We start from the raw sequence: 18,369 nt of genomic DNA, 5'->3' as shown, positions 1-18,369 counted from the left end.
CCTCCAGATGGACGTTTCCGAGATCAGAAACGCCATCCGGAGGGCGCCGGGTTGCCTACGTCAGCGCGTAGGCGCGGATCACCGTCTGCGTCTGGGCGTTGCCGTCCCGGTCGGACACCGACGACCGCAGCGACACGAACTCCGCGTCCGCCGGGTGCTCGACCTTCGCCTGCCAGCCGCCGTGGTGACGGGTGACCTTCGCCTGCCGCCACGTCTTGCCGTCGTCGTAGGACACCTCGATCACCGGGGTGCCCGTACCGGCCCTGGCGGACCCGTTGCGCTGCACGTAGACCGGGATCGTGAACCGCTTCCCGGCCGGTGCCGCGTTGTGGTCGTCCAGCTCCGGCGCGAACCGGACCGCGAGCAGCGGCAGGAAGACCGGGTCGGCGCCACCGTTGTGCCCCGACGCGAAGGTCCACTCCGCGGTGACCTCAGTGGACAGACGGGCCGCCCGCGTCGCGGTGGTGCGCAGCGTGTACTCGGCCCGTTCCGGCGGGAGCATCGCCCGCAGGCCGCCCGGGTACGGCTCCTCGGCGACCACCTCGCCGTCACGCAGGAGCGTCGTGCTGCCCTCGGACCGGCCGTACCCGATCCGTCCCCCGTCCTGGTCGGCGTGCAGCGGCAGGTCGAAACGGGTGTCGTCGCCGAGCCTGCCCGCGAAGTCGCCGTCGTACGGGGAGCGGGGGAAGGCGGGCCCGAACACCCCGGCGTTCCAGCGTTCCGTGGTGGTGCGGCCGAGCCGGTAGGTCTTCGGTGTCACCTGGTAGAGCCCCAGGTCCGGGAACGACTCCAGGTCCGGTGCCTCGTAGAACTCGTCCTGCCACGGCACGTCCGGCGTGTAGAACTCGGTCAGCGTCGACGGCAGCCGGAGCGGCAGGAACCCGGCCCGGATACCGATCATGCCGGGCGTGCCGGCCGCGTACTGGCCGCTGACCTTCGCGAGCTGCCGGTCCCGGACCCGCCACCGCAGCGTCGCGGGCACGGTGCCGTTCTCGGTGTGCCGCAGGTGGTACAGGTACGGGCTCCCCTCGAACGACTCACCCTTCCGCTCCGCCATGTGCGCCTCGGCGGTGAAGGTGAACCGGTCCTCCTTCGTGGTCTCGGCCGGCTTGATGGTGACGTCGTCGAAGCTGCCCATGTACGCCGTCAGGCCCGTGTCGCCCCAGTCGGTGCGCAGGGCGAACTGGAACACCGCGCTGCCCTCGTCGGCGTTCGGCCTGTCGGTGGTGAACCCGACCGGCCCGGCGTCCCGTGCGTCGACGGTCAGCTCGGTGTCCCCGGTGACGGTGAACGCGGGTTCGGCGAACCAGGCGTTGCGGTAGTCGTACTCGCCGACCTCCTTCTGCACGGTGGCCTCGAAGTAGAACTCGCCCTTCGGCAGCCGCGCGACCACCGTGCCGGACGGGTCGTAGGGCAGGTACGCCTTGGGGGTCGCGACGTTCACGAACCGGAAGCCGTACAGGTCGGTCGGCTTGCCGTCGTGGTCGAGGAAGTGGAGCGTCACGTCGTAGCTCTCCACCTCCCGGTTCACGGCGATGGGCGTGCGGACCGCGCGGTCACCGCCGGTCGCGGTGAGCACGCCGCTGTAGACACCGTCCGGCGCCTCGACCTTCGTGTCGGTGGTGACGGTGGCGCCGGCCTGCCCGCCGGCCGGCACGGTCAGCCGCGCCGGCTCGACCGTGAACATCCCCTGCGGCGGCGTGGTTCCGTCCGGGCCGGTGACGTGCGCGGCGAGGTCCAGCGTGACCGGTTCGGTGCCGGTGTTGGTGTAGGTCAGCGTCTTCGTGATCGGCTGGTCGTCGTCGTGCGGCCACTGCGCGGTGCCGTTGCTCAGGCTCGCGGGGGACGCGTACACGGTCGCGGTCGTGGCGGCCGCGACGTCGACCCGGCCCGCGCCCTGCTCGAACACGGTCAGCTCGTCGTTCGGCTTCGCGGAGCCCATGAGCGTCGCCTTGAGCTGGCCTGCCTGCCAGTCCGGGTGCTGCGCGGCCACGATGGCCGCCGCGCCCGCGACGTGCGGCGCCGCCATGGAGGTGCCGGAGAGCGCCATGTGGCTGTCGCCGACGGGGTCGCCGATGATGCCGTTCTTGGCCTTGGCGGCGACGATGTCCACGCCCGGCGCGGTGATGTCGGGCTTGATCGCGCCGTCCTCCCACCGCGGGCCGCGGCTGGAGAACTCGGCGAGCTGGTCGTCGCGGTCCACGGCGCCGACGGTCAGCGCGGCGTCCGCGGCGCCGGGGCTGCTGACCGTCTCGGCGCCGGGCCCGGAGTTGCCCGCGGCGATCACGAACAGCGCGCCGGTCTCCTCGGTGATCCGGTCGACCGCCTGCGACATCGGGTCGGACCCGTCGGTGGGCCACCCGCCGAGGCTCATGTTGATGACGTCGGCGCCACTGGCCGCGGCCCACTCCATCCCGGCGATGATCCACGACTCCATGCCGCCGCCGAAGTCGTCCAGCACCTTCCCGTTGAGCAGCTTGGCATCCGGCGCGACACCCTGGTACCTGTCCCCGGCGCCGGTGATGATCGAGGCGACGTGCGTGCCGTGCCCGAACCGGTCGTCCTCGGTGTCGCTGTCGGTGAAGTTCCTGCCCTGCGTGACCGCGTCGGCGAGGTCGGGGTGCGTGACGTCGATCCCCGTGTCGAGCACGGCGACGGTCGCCCCGGCACCGGTGTGGCCCGCCGCCCAGGCCTCGGGGGCGCCGATCTGCGGCACGGAGTGGTCGAGGCTGGCCTTCACCGGCCCGTCCAACCAGACCTTTTGGGCACGTTGGACAGCGGGCCAGTAGGCGGCGGACCGCTCGACGGACACCGCGGTCGCCCCCATCGCGGGCAGCTCCCTGGTGACCCGGGCACCCTTGGCCCGCGGCGACGCCCCGTCGACGATCAAGGGCAGCGTCGTGCGGGACGCGTCGTCGTACCCCGAGCGCACCAGCTCGGTGACGTCGAACAGCCGCGGGTCGAGCTTCCCCTGCGACAGCAGCGAAACCGCGTCCTCGGGGATGACGTGCGTGTCCCCCTGCTCGTCCTCGCGCGTGAAGAACGAGACGTGCTCCCGGCCCTTCGCGGCCCGCACCCGCACCCCGTGCGGCCCGCCGACCGTGACCACGTCCCCGGTCACCAACGTGACGGTCGGCCCACCCGGCGACGACGCCCCCGGTGCGGCCGCGGCGCCGGGCGCCCCCAGCACGGGCACCACCACGCTCGCGGCCATCGCCGCGGCGAGCAGGCCCGCTCTACCCCGTTTGTGGATCATCAGCCCCTCCAGTGCGAACACGGCGGCACCTGTCCGGCCGCCGCTCCAGCTAGTGATCGGTACGCCACCTACTGTTGCCCGGTCGCCGCGTCCGCGTTCACGACGCGGTAGAAACGTGGTCATGGCCGAGTGGCGCAACGAGATCAGCGGGCACGTGACGGGCCCGGTCGTGCAGGCGGGCAGCATCGACCACGTCACCGTCAACGTGGGTGCGCCCGAGGACCAGGACGTGGCGCCGCTGACGTCGTGGGCGGACCGGCCGGAGCTGCCGCGCGCGCTGCGCGACCTCATGACCGCGCAACACCAGGCCACCGAGTCCCTGCCGTACAAGCTCCTCGGCGTCAAGCAACCCGAGCTGACCCAGGTGTACGTGCAACAGAACATCCGCACCCACACCGTCGAGCGCGGGCAGGACCAGCAACACAAGCAGGCGGCGGACACCGGCGAGCGCACGCTGACCGTCAACGAGGCGCTCAACCGCAGCGGTCACCTGATGATCACCGGCGACCCGGGCAGCGGGAAGTCGACCGTGGGCTACATGTACGTGCAGCAGATCTGCGACCTCTGGCTCAGCGACCGCACCGGCCCGGCTCCCGTCGCCGAACCGGTGCTGCCGTTGCGCGTCCCAGCCCGTGCGCTGGCCGACAACAAGGCCTGGGCCGTGCTCCTGGCCGCGGGTGCGGAAGAGATGCTGGGCCGGCTCCTCGTCGAGCGGCCGAAACCGGAACTGTTCGCGCGCCGCGCCATGGGCGCCCGCTGGCTCGTGTTCGTCGACGGCCTCGACGAGATCGTGGAACCGGAGACGCGGGCGCAGGTGATCGAGGCGATCGCACACCAGATCCGCAGGAGCGACGACCAGCGGCTGGTGATCACCACCCGGCCGTTGCCCGCAGGTGAACTCGCCCCGCTGGTGCGCGCGGGCGTCGAGACGTACGCGCTCCAGCCGTTCAGCCCGGTCGAGCTGGTGGACTTCGCCAAGTTCTGGTTCCGCGCGCAGAGCCCGATCGACGTGACGGCGCGGGCGGAGGAGTTCGTCCGGCAGGTCCGCGACGGCAGGCTGCGGGACCTGGTCCGCAACCCGTTGCTGGCCACCATCGCGGCCATCGCGAAGACACTCGAACCGAACCGGCCGCTGCCGAACAGCCGGGTCGACCTGTACGACCGCTTCATGGCGTACCTGCTCGACGACAACCCCGGGCGGCGCCACACCATGGCCGAGCTGCGCCGCTCCCTGCACGACCACCCGGCACGGCTGGCGCTGCTGGAATGGGCGCACCAGCACCGCGTCGAGATCGTCGAACACCTCGCCGTGCACCGGATGGAGACCGAGGCGCCGTTGTCCGAGGCCGCGTACGACTGGGTACGCGCCCGCCGCGACGACCTGCCGGAGTCGTGGCAGGTGGACCTGCAGGCCCTGTTGTCGAGCACCGGTGTGTTCACCGCGACCGAGAACGACCTCCGGTTCCGCCACCACTCGTTCGCCGAGTTCCTCGCCGCCCGCAGCCGCGCGGGCACGATCCCCGCCGACTTCCCCGACCTGGACGGGTGGATCGAGAAGGGGCTCACCGGCGCCAACCAGAACTTCGCGTTGTTCACGTTCGTGTTGTGGGGACGGGAGAACCACGACGTCGGCAAGGTGCTGACGACCCTGCTGGCACGCACCAAGAACGAGGTGCTGCTGGCGGGCCGTCTGCTGGCCGAGGAGGTCGTCGTGGCGCCCGGCCTCGCGGACGCCGTCGTCCGGCGGCTGGTGGACGCCGTCCTCGCCAACGGCGTGTGCGCGGACCCGTGGGACGACGTCGAGGAAATCGGTGAAGTCCTGGGGTCGTTCGCGCCGGAATCACTCGGTGCGCCGACGCTGTCTCGGCTCCAGGAGTTGCGCGACCGGCCGGAACTCGCGGAAGCGACACGGATCGAGTGCGCGATCGTCCTCGGCCGCCTCACCGAACCGGAAGGCGCCGCCCGGTGGCTGGAGCGGTTCTGCGAGCACGCGACCCTCGCCGCCGTCAAGCGATCGGTCATGGCGCTGCCGGACCTGGTGCCGGACGGCGTGGAACGGGCGGGCCACGTGCTCGTCCGGATGGCCGAGCGCTCCGGGCACGACCACCTGACCACGATGGCGGCGGTCTCGCTGCTGCTCGACATCGGATCGGCCGAGCGGGCCCGCCGTCTCGTCCGCGGCCTGTGCGCGCGGCTGCGTGCCGATCCGAGGGTCCAGCCCGGTGCGGAGCTGCCGCTGGCCACCGACGGCCTGCGGATCGTCGACGACTGGGACGAGGACCCGGCGGACTGGAGCGTGCTCGCCGACCTCGCCGTGCGGGCGGGCTGCCCGGACGACGCGGTCTGGGCCGCGGAGCTGGCTCTCGCGATGCCCACGACCTCCCCGGACGAGTTCGCGGACGCGATCACCACGATCGCGAAGGCACGGGGTGCGGACGCCGGCCTCGGGGCGGCCGCCGAAGGGAGGTCGGTCCGGCAACTGGTCGCGGCCGCACAGGCGCTGCGGCACGACCACCCGAGGATCGCGACGGACTTCGCCCGGCTGGCCGTGACGCGGCCGCACATCGACTGGCTCAGGTTCGTGACCGCCGCCAGGGTGTTCGTGAGCTGCGGTTCGTCGGACGAACTGCTCCAGCTCATCGCCGGCAACGAACACCTCGGCGCGAAGCACGTCGCCCAGCTCCCACGCGCGCGGTTCGACGTCCGGAGTTCCCCGGCCGCCAGGGACCTCGTCCGTGACGCACTGACGGACCCGGCGATCTCGCCCTACGAGTTCTGGTTCGCCGCGGAGGCCCTGCTGGAATCCGGGGAGCGCGGTGAGGCCGAGGCGATCCACCGCATCGCACGTGGCCTCGGCCTCCGGCACCGGGTGCAGGCGGCGATCGCCCTCTACGAGGCGGGGCACCCTGACCTGGGCGACGACCTGTCGGCGCGCGGGCACACCGACGCGGACACGCTCATCGACACGGCGGTGGACCTCGTCGACGACATGGGCCCGGAGGTCGCGGACGGCTGGCTGACCGCGGCGATCCGGACGGCTCCCGACAGCTCCTCGGGACGCCAGGCAAACCTGGCCGAAGCGCTGGCTCAGGCCGGCCGCGCGGACGAGGCACGCACGGTCGCTCACCTGTCGGTCGTCGACAGCCTGGACGGCGAGGACGTCGACGGCCCGGTCGGCACCTGGCTGAAGCTCACCGGGGCCGCCGGTGCCGACGACGTCCTGACCGAGCTGCTGTCACGGGACGTGCCCGCACGGGGCAGGCTGGCCGCCGCGAACGAGTTCGCCGAGGCGGGTCTCCTGGCCCCCGCTGTCACGTTGTGGCTGGACGTGCTCCGGCGTCACGGTGCGGAGGTCGCGCACGGGCTCACCGCGGCGTCCCGGCTCGTGCGGTGCGGCCACCGCGACGATGCGCTCGCGACACTGGACACGGCCATCACCGACGAGCGCCTGCCGTCGGCGGCCAAGGCCCGGTTGCGGGCACTGCGGGCCTGGGTGACCGCCTGACGAGAAAGTCCGTCGCGCGACTCAACAGAACAGGTGTGCCACGACGTTCTACGGTCGACCGTCACCAGAACAGAACGGAGTCGTGGTGCTGGACAGCTTCGACCAGTACGTGGTCGACCGGCTCGACCGCCTTCTGCGGTTCGCCACCGCGTTGACCTGCGATCCGCACCTCGCGCAGGACGTGGTCCAGGAGGTGCTGCTGCGGGCGCAGCGCAAGTGGTCGCACATCGGCGCGTTGCGGGGCCGCGACTCCTACGTCCGCCGGATGATCGTCAACGAGTACCTCTCGTGGCGGCGGCGCCGGGCGGCGCGCGCGGTGTCGCACGCGATGCTCGACGAACTGGGGACGCCCACCGCCGACCCGGCCACGGCGTACGCGGAACGCGACGCCATGCGCAAGCGGATCGCCACGCTGCCCCGCAAGCAGCGGGCCGCGCTCATGCTCCGCTACTACGAGGACCGCACGGACGCCGAGATCGCCGAGTTGCTCGGCTGCTCGGCGGGCACCGTCCGCAGCCACATCTCCCGCGCCCTGTCGACCCTGCGCGCCGCCCAGCACCACGTGAGTGAGGCCTACTCATGACCGAAGACCGCACCGACCAGCTCATCCGGGACGCGTTCGCCGACCAGGCCGCGCGTGCCACCGACGGCCGTGACGTGCTCGAGGCGCTGCGGAGCGGGCCGCGCAGGCGGTACGGGGTCGTGCTCGCCACCGCCGCGGTCGCGGTCGTCGTGGCGGTCGCCGCGTTCCTGGTGCCCGAGGTGTTCCGCCGCAGCGCGCCCGCCCCGCCCGCCGCCGAACAGCACGCCACCGTGCCGCCGACGAGCGTGCTGGTCGTCGGGGTGGACGAGGAGGACCGCACCGACACGATCGTGCTCACCCGGACCCACGAGAACGGCGCGGTCACCCTCACGTCGATCCCGCGCGACACCTGGACCGGGCAGGACAAGCTGAACCGGATCTACGCGACGAAGGGCATGCTGTCGCTGGTCGACGCCGTCGAGGGCCTGACCGGGGTGCGGGCCGAGCACTGGGCGGTCGTCGACATGTCGGCACTCGCGGCGGTCGCCGACGCGGTCGGCGGGGTGCCGGTGTGCCTGCGGAACGCCGTCGACGACCGGTACTCGGGCGCGCACTTCCCCGCGGGCCAGCAGAAGCTCGAGGGCGCCGCGGCGCTCGCGTTCGTGCGCCAGCGCCACGGGCTGCCGAACGGGGACCTCGACCGGGTGGCCCGCCAGCAGGCGTTCCTGAGCGGCCTGTCGAGCAAGCTGCCGCGCGTCGACCTGCAGGCCCTGTACGACGCGGTGCACCGGCGGGTCCAGACCGACACCGACCTCGACCTGCTCGGTTTCGTGGCGGCGCTCGCCCGGTCGACGTCGCTGCACGTCGGCACGATCCCGGTCCGGCAGATCGACGTCGGCACGCCGCAGGGCGCCGCGATCGAGGTCGACCCGGCCGAGGTCAAGCGGTACGTGGCCGGGCAGCAGGGCACGCCGCCGTCGCCCGGCGTGCCCTGCGTGCACTGACTCAGCCCATGTGCGGGTACCCGTGCTCGGTCGGCGGGACGAACGTCTCCTTGACCGAGCGCGGGCTCACCCAGCGCTGCAGGTTGTAGATCGAGCCCGCCTTGTCGTTGGTGCCCGAGCCGCGGCTGCCGCCGAACGGCTGCTGGCTCACGACCGCGCCGGTCGGCTTGTCGTTGACGTAGAAGTTGCCCGCCGCGAACCGCAGCGTGCGGTGGGCCTCCTCGATGGCGGCGCGGTCGGTGGCGAACACCGCGCCGGTCAGCGCGTACGGGGTGGACGTGTCGACCAGCTCCAGCACCTTGCCGTAGTCGCTGTCGTCGAACACCGAGACGGCGAGGATCGGGCCGAACCACTCGGTGGTGAACACCTCGTCGGTCGGGTCGGAGCCGAGCAGGACGGTGGGCTGCACGAAGTAGCCGACCGAGTCGTCCGCCGTGCCGCCGGTGAGCACCTCCAGCGTCGCGGTGTTCGCCGCGCGGGCCAGGACGTCCTTGTGCTTGGCGAACGCCCGCGCGTCGATCACGGCGCCGCCGAAGTGGCTGAAGTCGGTGACGTCGCCGTAGGACAGCGAGTTCGTGATGTCGACCAGGCGCTCACGCACCCCGCTCTCCCACAGCGACCGCGAGATGTAGGCGCGGGACGCGGCCGAGCACTTCTGGCCCTGGTACTCGAAGGCGCCGCGCACGAGCCCGGTGACGACCGCGGCCGGGTCGGCGGAGCGGTGCGCGACCACGAAGTCCTTGCCGCCGGTCTCGCCGACGATCCTCGGGTACGAGCGGTAGGTGTCGAGCTGCTCGCCCATCAGGCGCCACAGGTGCTTGAACGTCTTGGTGGAGCCGGTGAAGTGCAGGCCGGCGAAGTCGGGGTCGGTCATCGCGACCTCGCTGACCGCGGCGCCGTCGCCGGTCACCATGTTGATCACACCGGGCGGCAGGCCGGCGGCCTCGAGCAGGCGCATCGTGTAGTGCGCGGCCAGCTGCTGCGTCGGCGACGGCTTCCACACGACCGTGTTGCCCATGAGCGCGGGCGCGGTCGGCAGGTTGCCGGCGATCGCGGTGAAGTTGAACGGGGTGATCGCGGTGACGAACCCGTCGAGCGGCCGGTGGTCGAACCGGTTCCACACGCCGGGGCTCGACGCGGGCTGCTCCTCGATGATGCGGCGCGCGTAGGCGACGTTGAACCGCCAGAAGTCGATCAGCTCGCAGGCGCTGTCGATCTCCGCCTGCTGCGCGGACTTCGACTGGCCGAGGATCGTCGCGGCGTTGAGGGTGTCGCGCCACGGGCCGGCCAGCAGGTCGGCGGCACGCAGCAGCACCGCGGCCCGCTCGTCGAACGGCAGGTCGCGCCAGGCTGGGGCGGCCTGCTTCGCCGCGGCGACGGCGTCGGCCACGTCCTTGGCCGTGGCCTGCGCGGACACGCCGAGCACGTGCTGGTGGTCGTGCGGCTGAACGACGTCGATGGGGTCCCCGCCCGCCATCCGCCGCTCCCCGCCGATGGTCATCGTGAGCTCGTGCCGCTCACCCTCCAGCTCGGCGATCCTGCGCTGCAGCGACTCGCGCTCGGCACTGCCCGGCGCGTAGCTGTGCACCGGCTCGTTGGCCGGCTCGGGCACGGACGAAACGGCGTCCATGGGTTGGCTCGCCTCCTCGGAACTCGGACGGCTTGTGACCGTTCTCGGCGGATGTACCGCCATAGTGTCACGCCTTCCGACGGGTGCGCGCCGCCCGCTTGACAGCATCGTCCTAACTGGCTCTAATTTGTGTTAGACCTTCTAACTCAAGGAGCTGACATGGAGATCGTGCTGACCGACCGGGGCGGCCCGGAGAAGCTGCGCATCGACGACACGGACGCGGCCGCACCGGGGCGCGGCGAGGTGCGCGTGCGGGTGCTGGCGACCGGCGTGAGCTTCGCCGAGGTGCAGATGCTCAAGCACCGCTACCCGATGCAGCCGAGGTACCCGTTCGTGCCGGGCTACGACCTGGTCGGCGAGGTCACGTCGCTGGGCGAGGGCGTGACCGGGGTGGCCGTGGGCGACCGGGTGGCGGCCCTGGTGGTCACCGGCGCGTGGCGCACCCACGTGGTCGTGAAAGCGGACCGGCTCGTGCCGGTGCCCGACGGCCTCGACGCCGGCGTCGCCGCCGCGGCCACGATGAACGGCGTCACCGCGTGGCAGATGGTCAACGCGGCCGCGAAGGTGCGGCCGGGCCAGACGGTGCTGGTGCACGGCGCGTCCGGCGGGGTCGGCACGCTGCTGGTGCAGGCGGCGGTCGCGGCGGGCGCGCGGGTGCTCGGCACCGCGTCCGCGGCGAAGCACGAGGCCGTGCGTGCGCTCGGCGCGACCCCCATCGACTACCGGACCGAGGACGTGCCCGCGCGGGTGCGTGAGCTGGCGCCGGGCGGCGTGGACGCGGTGTTCGACCACCTGGGCGGCGACAGCCTGCAGGTGTCCTACGACATGCTGGCCGACGGCGGCGTCCTGGTGAACTACGGCAGCGCCACCACCCTCGACGAGAACAACCACTGGCTGGTCCCGTACCTGCGCACGATCCGCCGGTTCGCGTCGTGGTGGCTGGGCAAGGCGCTCGGCCGGGCACGGGGCCGCCGGGCCACGTTCTACTACGTGAAGGCGGGGCCGTCGTTCAACCGGGCGCTGGCGGAGGTGTACCGGCTGGTGGCCGCGGGCACGCTGGTCCCGCCCATCGACCAGCGGCTGCCGATGGCCGAGGCCGCGAAGGGCCTGCGCCTGCTGATGGACGGCAAGGCGACGGGCAAGATCGTGCTGGAGGCGTGACCCGTCACAGGATCCGCAGCGCCGCGCACAGCCATCTCTCGTCGTGTCTCTCGAACCGCGCGGCGGCCGCCACCACCCGTTCGCGCCCCTCGGGGAAACGCATCCCGATCACCGCGCTCACCTCGACCACCGAGGCCACCGGGTAGCACGTCCGCAGCCCGCGCAGCACGTGGCGGACGCCCGGCCGCACCGTCCGCAGCCTGGTCAGCAACGCCTCGAACGCCGCGTCCGGCAGCAGCGACCGCAGTTGCCCGACCGGCCGCCGGCCGTCCAGCACCTCCAGCACCCGCTGCAACACCTGCGCGAGCGCCGACGGCGGCACCGGCGGCCCGTCCGGTTCGAGCAGCGGTGGCACCAGCCGCAGCTGCGGACCACTCGCGGGCCGCAGACTCGACCACCGCATGGGCGGCCCGTCGGCGTCGCCGGGTTCGTAGTCCAGCAGTTGCCGGACGTGGAGTTGCCGGTACGGCTCGTCGTCGTGCAGAGCGGGAACGGTCATGCCCTACTGAGCGGGCGGAATGTCCTACCGGGACAAAGACCACTCCATGGGATGGCCCGCTCACTGTCGGTGTCGGCGCACCAGTTCGAAGCACAGGACGGCGGCCGCGCTGGCCACGTTCAACGACTCCACGCCACCCGACATGGGGATGGCGACCAGGCCCGTGACGTGCTTGCGGACCTCGGGACTCACCCCGGCGGTCTCCCCGCCGAGCACGTAGGCGGCCCGCTTGGGCAGTTCGGCGTCGAACAGCGTCTGGCGAGCGGCGCCGTCCATCGCGAACAGGGGATAGCCGGCCGCGCGGAGGGCGGCGCAGGCCTCCTCGGCCGTGTAGCAGCGCAGGACGGGCGCGTGGAAGGCGACGCCCGCGGAGGCCTTCACGACCAGCGGGTCGATGCTCGCCACGCCACGCCGGGGCACCACGATGCCCTCGACCCCGGCGGCGGTCGCGGTGCGCAGGATCATCCCGACGTTGGCGGGGGTGGTGATCCCGTCGAGCACCAGGACCGTGGCGGGCCGGGCGGCGAGCCCGTCGGCGAGCCGCCGCATGCGGGGCGCCACGACGTCGGCGAGCACCCCCTGGTCCTGCTTCCCGTTCCCCGCCAGCACCTTCACCCGGTGCGCGCTCGCCCGCTCGACCCGCACGGACCGCGCGCCCGCGGCGTCGAGGATCTCCCTGGCAGCGGCGCCGCGGGCGTTGTCGGCGAGGATGACCTTGTCCACGTCGAGCCGCCGGTCGGCGAGCGCCTCCAGCACGGGCTTGCGACCGAACACGGTCACGAACCGGTCCTTCGGTGATTGGCCGTCCACGGGCGAGAGCATCGCACGTCACCGGTGTGCCAGGATCTAGGCCTTGCCCGCCGAACGGGGAACGGGAGCACGGTGAGGGTCTACATACCGGCCACGGTGTTGATGCTGCGGACGTTGAACGCCGCGGGTGAACTGTCCGCCGTGAACCACACGGCGTTCGCGCTGACACCGATGCTGCGCGAGTCCTATGCGTCGGGGTCGTCGGAGGAGCTGGAGTACGCGGCCATGCTCGAGGCGGCCCGCGCGTCACTCCGCCTGCTGGCGGCCGAGCTCGAGGAGGACCCGGAACTGGTCCTCCCGAGACGAGCCGTCGTGTCAGCGGACGTCGACGGCGCCACACTGCGCCCGGACCTGGACTACGCCGTGGTGCGCCTCGCGGGCCCCGTGCAGCTGAAACAGATAGCGGCGGTCCACCTGGACACCTCGGACGCGGAACCCGCGGTCCGGGCCGCGGCCGCGGTGGTGGACCAGGCAGACCTGGGCGACGGGGACGCGGAGTTCGCCCTCGGCGAGGCCGAGGACCACGAACTGGCCTGGTACGCGCCGGAGGAGCTGCCGTTCCTGCTGGAGCTGCTGTAGCCCCTTGAGTGGGTTCCTTTCCGGGGTCCTCGCCGGACGGGCAGGTCTCCGGATGACACGCTCCGCGGGCTGGCTCCTCAGCGCCCACCCTCGGCACCGCACCCGACCTCGCACACTGTCCCGAACGCGCCTTTCAGACGTCAGCGCAGCGCCAAACAAGCCACCACAAGCCTCTGACCTGCGAAAACGCCGCCCCCAGTACGTACGGCAACCCCCACCCGATCCCGGGGGCCACCCGCCATGCCAGTCTACCGGTCCCCACCGACAATTCCGGGGCTCAGCGCGGATCTGTGGACAACCCGGCCACCTGTGGATAACCCGCCTCGACGCAGGACCGGATGTCGGTGCCACCCGTTACGCTGGAAACCGGGGGCCGGCGGCCGCCCCACCCACGCCAAAGCGCCCCCACCACCGGAAACCCGGCGATGAGGGCGCTCAAGCAACGACCTACCGACGAGGCCCCTTCTTGCCCTTCTTCTGGGCGGCCCGCTCAGCGGCGCGGCGCTCCCGGCGCGTACCGCCACCAGCACCGCCGGCACCACCACTGCCGTTGCCGCCGGTGTTGCGAGACTCGACCCCGCCACCCTCGGCGGGCCCGCTGTACGTCAGCTTCTGCGGCCCACCGGGCGCCCCGAGCCCCTTCCCCCGCAGCGCGGGCGGGATCTTCTCCTCAGCGGCAGCCGCCTCGGCGGCCGCCGAGGCCTGCGCAGCCTGGGCGGCAGCGACGGCGCGCTGGGCCCGCACGACCCGGTCCGCGGCCGACGGCAGCGACGCGGCGTCCGACGGCTCCGGCTCCGGCTGCTCGACCTGCAGGTTGAACAGGTACCCGACGCACTCCTCCTTCAGCGCGTCGAGCATGCCGGCGAACATGTCGTAGCCCTCGCGCTGGTACTCGATCAGCGGGTCGCGCTGCGCCATGGCCCGCAGGCCGATGCCCTGCTTGAGGTAGTCCATCTCGTACAGGTGCTCGCGCCACTTGCGGTCCAGCACCGACAGCATGACCTGCCGCTCCAGCCGCCGCATGGCGTCCGGACCCGCCTTCGCGTCGATGTCGGCCTCGCGTTCGCGGTACGCGCGCTTCGCGTCCTCGACGATGATCTCCTCGAGGTACTCCGAGGTCAGGTCCTTGCCGTCGGCCTCGGCCTCCTCGACGATGTCGTCGAACCGCAGCGAGATCGGGTACAGCGTCTTCAGCGCCGTCCACAGCTTCTCGTGGTCCCAGTCCTCGGCGTAGCCGCCGCCGGTCTCGGCGCGCACGTAGTCGGTCACCACGTCGACGATCATGTTCTCGACCTGGTCACGCAGGTCCTCGCCGCGCAGCACCCGGTTGCGCTCGCCGTAGATGACGGTGCGCTGCCGGTTCATGACCTCGTCGTACTTGAGGACGTCCTTGCGGATCTCGAAGTTCTGCTGCTCGACCTGCGTCTGCGCGCTCTTGATCGCGCGGGTGACCATCTTCGCCTCGATCGGCTGGTCGTCCGGCACCCGCATGGTCACCATGACGCGCTCGACGAACTGGGCGTTGAACCGACGCATCAGCTCGTCGCCCAGCGACAGGTAGAACCGGGACTCGCCGGGGTCACCCTGGCGGCCGGAGCGACCACGCAGCTGGTTGTCGATGCGCCGCGACTCGTGCCGCTCGGTGCCGAGCACGTACAGGCCGCCTGCCTCGCGGACCTCCTCGGCCTCGGCCCGGACGTCCTCCTTGGCCTTCTCCAGCTCCGCGGGCAGCGCCGCGATCCAGTCCTCCGGCGTCTCGATCGGGTCCAGGCCACGTGCCCGCAGCCGGTTCTCCGCGACGTGGTCGGGGTTGCCGCCGAGCACGATGTCGGTACCACGGCCGGCCATGTTCGTCGCGACCGTGACCGCGCCCTTGTGGCCGGCCTCGGCGACGATCGCCGACTCCTTCTCGTGGTGCTTCGCGTTCAGCACGTTGTGCGGGATCCGGCGCTTGACCAGCAGCTTCGACAGGTACTCGGACCGCTCCACCGAGGTGGTGCCGACCAGCACCGGCTGGCCCTTCTCGTGCCGCTCGGCGATGTCGTCGGCGACCGCCTCGAACTTCGCCTCCTCGGTCTTGTAGATGAGGTCGGAGCGGTCGATGCGGATCATGGGCCGGTTCGTCGGGATCGGCACGACGCCCAGCTTGTAGGTGTTCTGGAACTCCGCGGCCTCGGTCTCGGCCGTACCGGTCATACCGGACAGCTTGCTGTAGAGGCGGAAGTAGTTCTGGAGGGTGATCGTGGCGAGCGTCTGGTTCTCGGCCTTGATCTCCACCTTCTCCTTGGCCTCGATGGCCTGGTGCATGCCCTCGTTGTAGCGGCGCCCCGCCAGGATGCGGCCGGTGAACTCGTCGACGATCAGGACCTCGCCGTTGCGGACGATGTAGTCCTTGTCGAGCTTGAACAGTTCCTTGGCCTTGAGCGCGTTGTTGAGGTAACCGACGAGCGGGGTGTTGGCCGCCTCGTACAGGTTCTCGATGCCCAGCTGGTCCTCGATGAAGGCGACACCCGCCTCGGTGACACCGACGGTGCGCTTGCGCTCGTCGACCTCGTAGTGGGTGTCCTTCTTCATCATCGGTGCCATCCGCGCGAACTCCTGGTACCAGCGGGAGTTCTGGTCGGTGGGACCGGAGATGATCAGCGGGGTCCGCGCCTCGTCGATCAGGATGGAGTCGACCTCGTCGACGATGGCGAAGTTGTGGCCGCGCTGGACCATGTCGTCCAGGCTCCACGCCATGTTGTCGCGCAGGTAGTCGAAGCCGAACTCGTTGTTCGTGCCGTAGGTGATGTCGGCCCGGTAGGCGGCGCGCCGCTGCTGCGGGGTCATCTCCGACAGGATCGCGCCGACCTCGAGACCGAGGAAGCGGTGCACGCGGCCCATCCACTCGGCGTCACGTTTCGCCAGGTAGTCGTTGACGGTGACGACGTGGACGCCGTTGCCGGAGATCGCGTTCAGGTAGGAGGGCAGGACCGCGGTCAGGGTCTTGCCCTCACCGGTGCGCATCTCGGCGACCTTGCCGAGGTGGAGCGCGGCGCCGCCCATGAGCTGCACGTCGAAGTGGCGCTGGCCGAGCACCCGCTTGGCGGCCTCCCTGGTGACCGCGAACGCCTCGGGCAGCAGCTCACCGAGGGCGTCCTCGTCGGTCTCACCCTCGGGCAGGTCCGGGTCCCGGTCGGCCTCGTAGCGCTTGCGGAACTCGTCGGTCTTCGCGCGCAACTGGGCGTCGGTCAGGTCGACGACCGTGTCTTCCAGGGCGTTGACCTCGTCCACGATCCGCTTCAGATGCTTGAGCGTCTTGCCCTCGCCCGCTCGAAGAATCCGGGACAGCACCATCAGGTTCAACCTCGCTAGCTGGATCGTGTGCGCACCTATGACAGGGAGAGAGCAGTCTCACCCTCCCCCATCGTAGGCCGTCCGTGAACCGTGCTGCCTAGACCGGTTCGTCGATCTTCGCCGCGGGCCGGCTCGCGGGTGACCTCCTCGACCTTCTCGTCGACGTACGCGCCGCGGTGGTCCCGCGCACGCGAAAGCCCCCGGACCCGCTGTCCAGGGGCTTTCGCGGGTTCGTGTCAGACCAGCCTGATCACGCCGTAGTCGAAGCCCCTCCTGCGGTAGACGACGCTCGGCTTGTCGGCGTCGGCGTCATGGAAGAGGAAGAAGTCGTGGCCGACCAGCTCCATCTGGTAGAGAGCCTGGTCGACGGTCATGGGCTTCGCCGGGTGCTCCTTCTCCCGGACGATCCTGCCGGGGAGGTTGTCCTCCTCAGCGCTCTCCCAGCGCTGGGCCGGCACCTCGGGGAGGCCTACGGCCTGCTCGGTTCTCGCGGGCAGCACCGCGGTCTGCGCGCGCCCGTTCGTGGCGGGCAGCGCGGAAAGTTCGGAGGAGGTGTGCGCGGTGGCCTCCGCGACGGAGGTCTGGCTCCGGCGGCCGTAGTGCACGCGCCTGCGGTCGTGCAGCCTGCGCAGCCGGTTCTCGAGCTTGGTCACTGCCGCGTCGAGCGCGGCGTAGAAGTCGCCGGCACACGCTTCCGCGCGCACGGCCGGGCCCCTGCCCTTGCCGGTGATCTCGACGCGCTGGCAGTTCTTCGACTGCCTGCGGTTGGGTTCGTGGAAGAGCTCCACGTCGAATCGGATCACCTTGCGGTCGTAGCGTTCGAGCCTGGTCAGCTTTTCCTCGACGTGCACTCGGTAGTGATCGGGCACCTCGACGTTGCGGCCTTTAACGACGATGTCCATACACAACCTCCCTCGCCAACAGCGAGATAGTGAGCGAACAGCGGCGCCGGAAATCGGATTCTCCAGGAGGCTGAGGGGCTCCCCCTCCTCAGCGACCCACCGGCGCCAGGGGCATGGCTACTCGCCTCCTCCCTGCGAAAACCGGGAAAGCTGATGCCGAGACGTTATCTCGCGTTGTGCCATTGCAAAAGCCCCCTCGGTGGGGGAACTTGTCCGTCCCGATCGTGTTACTGAGCGCAACGTGGCCCGCCTCGGCGCGCTGGGCCTCACCGGCTGGCCGCGCGTATCGCGCTCGGCCAGCCGGACCAGGCACGGTCGCTTTCCCAGGTGATCGACTGATCGTGCCTTCCATATCCCCCCAACGATCTTCGGGTGATCGGAGTTCCCCGAACAAGTTCACTCGGAAGGAGGTATGCACCTTCCGCCGATCGTTGAAACGCCGCCGCTGGCGCGACTGTCGGCGACGACGGTTCCTCCTTCCGTGACTTGGGCTTTCGTGGCCGTTTGTCGGTGCCCTGGTGCATCATGTCGACCATGCGTTCGATTCTGGATCTGGTCCTGCCCAACCGCTGCGCGGGCTGCGACGCCCCCGCCACGAGCTGGTGCGCCGAGTGCGCGGGGGCGCTGAAGGTGCGCCCGGTGCCGCGCCCCGGCCTCGGCGCCGCGTACGCCCTCGCGGGCTACGAGGGCGGCGCGCGCCGCGCCGTGCTGGCCTACAAGGAAAAGGGGCGTCACGAGCTGTCCGTGCCGTTAGGACGGGCGCTGGCACGCGCCCTGCCCACCGTCCGGGCAGGACCGTACGTCCTGGTGCCCGCACCGTCGCGGCCCGCGGCCGCCCGTGCGCGGTACGGGCAGCACATGGTGGCGGTGGCACGGGCCTGCGCGTCGGCGTTGGTCCACGACGGACACCGGGCGTCCGTCGCCCCGGTGCTGCGGCTGTCCGGCCGGGCGCGTGACTCGGTGGGCCTCGACCAGGACGCGCGGGTGGCGAACCTGCACGGCCGCCTGTGGTGCACGGGGCCCGCCCCGGCGTCCGCCGTCCTGATCGACGACGTGATCACCACCGGCGCGACGGCGGCCGCCTGCGTGGCCGCGTTGCGGCAGCACGGGAGCGAGGAGGTGACCGTACTGGCGTTCACGGCGACCTAGGCGCCACCCCGACCT

12 protein-coding genes are annotated in these 18,369 nt (G+C 71.4%); 6 read left to right on the top strand and 6 right to left on the bottom strand.

Going from position 1 to position 18,369, the window contains the following annotated elements:
- Positions 1-55: 55 nt before the first annotated feature.
- Positions 56-3,277 (bottom strand): S8 family serine peptidase, encoded by a 3,222-nt coding sequence (locus ACYQ77_RS04245; RefSeq protein ID WP_459707564.1) that lies wholly within the window; start codon positions 3,275-3,277, stop codon positions 56-58.
- Between the two features lie 100 nt (positions 3,278-3,377).
- Between ACYQ77_RS04245 and ACYQ77_RS04240 the strand changes: the two genes are divergently transcribed.
- The 3 genes from ACYQ77_RS04240 to ACYQ77_RS04230 all read left to right on the top strand — a co-directional run bounded on the left by ACYQ77_RS04240 (position 3,378) and on the right by ACYQ77_RS04230 (position 8,288).
- Complete coding sequence (locus ACYQ77_RS04240; RefSeq protein ID WP_459707563.1) at positions 3,378-6,761, top strand: NACHT domain-containing protein; 3,384 nt, start codon at positions 3,378-3,380, stop codon at positions 6,759-6,761.
- An 85-nt stretch (positions 6,762-6,846) separates the two neighbouring features.
- Entirely contained in the window at positions 6,847-7,344 is a 498-nt protein-coding gene (locus ACYQ77_RS04235) for a SigE family RNA polymerase sigma factor (protein ID WP_459707562.1), read from the top strand.
- Positions 7,341-8,288, top strand: a complete 948-nt coding sequence (locus ACYQ77_RS04230; protein ID WP_459707561.1) for an LCP family protein — start codon at positions 7,341-7,343, stop codon at positions 8,286-8,288. Before ACYQ77_RS04235 ends, ACYQ77_RS04230 begins: the two co-directional genes overlap by 4 nt.
- Position 8,289: 1 nt before the next feature.
- Here ACYQ77_RS04230 and pruA read toward each other — a convergent pair whose 3' ends face one another.
- The gene (gene pruA / locus ACYQ77_RS04225) at positions 8,290-9,918 is read right to left on the bottom strand and encodes an L-glutamate gamma-semialdehyde dehydrogenase (RefSeq protein ID WP_459707559.1); all 1,629 of its coding nucleotides are present in this window, start codon (positions 9,916-9,918) and stop codon (positions 8,290-8,292) included.
- A gap of 159 nt (positions 9,919-10,077) precedes the next feature.
- Here pruA and ACYQ77_RS04220 point away from each other — a divergent pair, with 159 nt between their 5' ends.
- The gene (locus ACYQ77_RS04220; RefSeq protein WP_459707557.1) at positions 10,078-11,079 is read left to right on the top strand and encodes a medium chain dehydrogenase/reductase family protein; all 1,002 of its coding nucleotides are present in this window, start codon (positions 10,078-10,080) and stop codon (positions 11,077-11,079) included.
- Positions 11,080-11,083: 4 nt separating this feature from the next.
- On the opposite strand, the gene ACYQ77_RS04215 is transcribed toward ACYQ77_RS04220, so the two are convergent.
- Both ACYQ77_RS04215 and ACYQ77_RS04210 read right to left on the bottom strand, forming a co-directional pair.
- Entirely contained in the window at positions 11,084-11,578 is a 495-nt protein-coding gene (locus ACYQ77_RS04215; RefSeq protein ID WP_459707555.1) for an Rv3235 family protein, read from the bottom strand.
- Positions 11,579-11,638: 60 nt separating this feature from the next.
- Complete coding sequence (locus ACYQ77_RS04210) at positions 11,639-12,400, bottom strand: TrmH family RNA methyltransferase (RefSeq protein ID WP_459707553.1); 762 nt, start codon at positions 12,398-12,400, stop codon at positions 11,639-11,641.
- Between the two features lie 60 nt (positions 12,401-12,460).
- Here ACYQ77_RS04210 and ACYQ77_RS04205 point away from each other — a divergent pair, with 60 nt between their 5' ends.
- Positions 12,461-12,967, top strand: coding sequence for a DUF6912 family protein (locus ACYQ77_RS04205; protein WP_459707552.1), 507 nt, complete (start codon positions 12,461-12,463; stop codon positions 12,965-12,967).
- Positions 12,968-13,414: 447 nt separating this feature from the next.
- On the opposite strand, the gene secA is transcribed toward ACYQ77_RS04205, so the two are convergent.
- Both secA and hpf read right to left on the bottom strand, forming a co-directional pair.
- Entirely contained in the window at positions 13,415-16,303 is a 2,889-nt protein-coding gene (secA, locus tag ACYQ77_RS04200) for a preprotein translocase subunit SecA (protein WP_459707551.1), read from the bottom strand.
- A 236-nt stretch (positions 16,304-16,539) separates the two neighbouring features.
- Positions 16,540-17,205 (bottom strand): ribosome hibernation-promoting factor, HPF/YfiA family, encoded by a 666-nt coding sequence (gene hpf / locus ACYQ77_RS04195; RefSeq protein ID WP_459707549.1) that lies wholly within the window; start codon positions 17,203-17,205, stop codon positions 16,540-16,542.
- 534 nt (positions 17,206-17,739) lie between these two features.
- On the opposite strand from hpf, the gene ACYQ77_RS04190 reads away from it, so the two are divergent.
- On the top strand, positions 17,740-18,354 hold the full coding sequence (locus ACYQ77_RS04190) for a ComF family protein (protein ID WP_459707547.1): 615 nt from the start codon (positions 17,740-17,742) through the stop codon (positions 18,352-18,354).
- The last annotated feature ends 15 nt before the right edge of the window (positions 18,355-18,369 follow it).

Source organism: Actinophytocola sp. KF-1 (assembly GCF_054661535.1).
This window is presented reverse-complemented; position numbering and strand designations above follow the sequence as displayed.